3 protein-coding genes are annotated in these 2,137 nt (G+C 56.0%); 2 read left to right on the plus strand and 1 reads right to left on the minus strand.

All coding sequences use genetic code 11. The annotated features are described in order from the left end of the window. Window positions 1-297 precede the first annotated feature (297 nt). Window positions 298-939: an NAD(P)-dependent oxidoreductase gene (locus AB4Y96_RS26345; protein ID WP_441920974.1), complete on the minus strand. Its 642-nt coding sequence runs from the start codon at window positions 937-939 to the stop codon at window positions 298-300. A 148-nt stretch (window positions 940-1,087) separates the two neighbouring features. On the opposite strand from AB4Y96_RS26345, the gene AB4Y96_RS26350 reads away from it, so the two are divergent. Both AB4Y96_RS26350 and AB4Y96_RS26355 read left to right on the plus strand, forming a co-directional pair. Continuing rightward, complete coding sequence (locus AB4Y96_RS26350; protein WP_441920975.1) at window positions 1,088-1,507, plus strand: winged helix-turn-helix transcriptional regulator; 420 nt, start codon at window positions 1,088-1,090, stop codon at window positions 1,505-1,507. Between the two features lie 265 nt (window positions 1,508-1,772). Further along, window positions 1,773-1,964 (plus strand): DUF3008 family protein, encoded by a 192-nt coding sequence (locus tag AB4Y96_RS26355; RefSeq protein WP_441920977.1) that lies wholly within the window; start codon window positions 1,773-1,775, stop codon window positions 1,962-1,964. The last annotated feature ends 173 nt before the right edge of the window (window positions 1,965-2,137 follow it).

Genomic DNA, 2,137 nt, shown 5'->3' on the forward strand with positions numbered 1-2,137 from the left:
CCCCCACAAGGGGGGAGATCACATTGACATTTACGCCTTCGCACAACCGGAAACGTTGCAAATTGTGCAAGATAGCATTGAAGGCTGATCTCCCCCCTTGTGGGGGAGATGTCCGACAGGACAGAGGGGGGTGAGCACCGCCGATGCCTTGTGCGTGGTTCGCCCTTCGACAAGCTCAGGAAGCTCACCATGGGTTGGTTGTAGGGAGTCAAATTCTGCAACGTCAGCGATTAGCGTTGCATCCCCTCCGTCGTCCTCGGGTTTAACCCGAGGACCGGTGATCGCGACAAGAAGATATCAGTAGCCGACAGTGAAGCGCTGTTTGACGTGCTTGGCTGCCTCGGCCTCATCGACAATGGCGACGGCAAGATCAGATGCGCTGATGGTGCTGTGGCCCTCGGCGTTAAACACCGGGTTGTCCTTGCCAAGCCGGTAGGTGCCGGTGCGTGGGCCGGGCACGAGAGCGAAAGGCGGTGAAACAAAACTCCAGTCGAGGCCGTTCTCGGTCTTCAGGTCGTTGAGGGCCTGACGAGCACCGAGCGCGCCTTCCTTCCATTCCGCAGGAAAATCAGGACCATCGACAAATTGCTTGCCTTCTGCATTGAACAGGCTGCCAGCGCCGCCCACAACGATCAGGCGCTTGATTCCAGCCTTTTTGGTGGCCTCGGTGATGGCCTTGCTGGCCTTGACGTGAATGGCCTGAATGTCATCCACGCCCCAGCCCGGATTATAGGCGGAGAGAACAATGTCGCTGCCACCAAGCTTTGCGGCAAGGTCAGCAACGTCAAGCACGTCGACCTTGACTGCCTTCACGCCATCGAGTTTTTCCACCTTGTCGACATTGCGAACCAGCGCAGTCACGCTATGGCCGCGCGACACGGCTTCCTTCAAAAGTTCTTTGCCCACGAAGCCTGTGGCGCCGATGAGTGCGATTTTCATGTTGATCTCCTATATGCTCGGGTACGGATTGTTTTCTGGTTACTATTAATAACCATCTATGCTAGAAGCCGCGTCCTGTGAAGAACGCACTTTTTCCGTTTCAGGGAACATGGAAGTAACCACCCCTGAAAATGATGAGGACCGTGAGATGAGCATTCATTCAAAGCCCGATGGCGATGTGCCGCTGCTGTCAACATCGGCAGCTATGGTGGCTGATGGCGACGCCGGTGCCTGCCCGATGCGCGAGGTGCTGGATATTGTCGGCGACAGCTGGAGCCTGCTGGTGATCATCAATCTTCAGGGCGGGCCGCGCCGGTTCAATGTACTGCGCCGGATGGTCGAGGGGATTTCGCAAAGGATGCTGACGGTAACGCTTCGTTCGCTGGAGCGTGATGGCCTGGTATTGCGCACGGTCAAACCATCGTCGCCACCTGAAGTTACCTATGCGCTGACGTCGATTGGCCATTCGATTGCCGTTCCTGTTGGGGCGCTCGGGGATTGGGCAGTGAAAAACCGCGATCATTTGCGTCACGCCCGCAAGGTGTTTGATGAGGCACAGGAAGGTTAAAGGCCGCACCCCTCACTCCGTCATCCTGAAGCATCGACCTCCGTCATCCTCGGTCCTCGTGTCATCCTCGGGCTTGACCCGAGGACCGAGGATGACGGAGGTGAGAGCTTCAAAAGCCAATCACCAGCATTGCAGAACTTAGCTCCCTGCAACGCTTCGATCTCCCTCATGATGAGCTTGTCAAACAACGAACCATGGTGCTGCAGGGAACCCTCGCGCATCCGCTGCGTTTTTATCCCGTAGGAAATTGACAGGGAGAAAGACAATGCCTGCAAAATCTCAGGCCCAGCAGAAAGCTGCGGGCGCGGCTTTATCGGCCAAGCGCGGTGAGACGAAGAAAAGCGAACTCAAGGGCGCATCGAAAAGCATGTATGAATCGATGAATGAAAAACAGCTCGAGGAATTTGCTGAGACCGATCGCAAAGGTCTGCCCGAGAAGGTGAAACCCAAGAAATAAGTGGATGTGTTGCAATGTGCGTGGTTCGTGGTTCGACAAGCTCACCATGAGGGAGCTGGGTGGGCTGCAATGCTAATCACCAGCATTCCAGATCAGAATGAGTGCAGAACCTAGCTCCCTTGCACCATCCCTCTCCCTCATGGTGAGCTTGTCGAACCACGAACCACGAACCC

The sequence above is a fragment of the Phyllobacterium sp. TAF24 genome, from assembly GCF_052113785.1.
Lineage (GTDB): Bacteria > Pseudomonadota > Alphaproteobacteria > Rhizobiales > Rhizobiaceae > Phyllobacterium.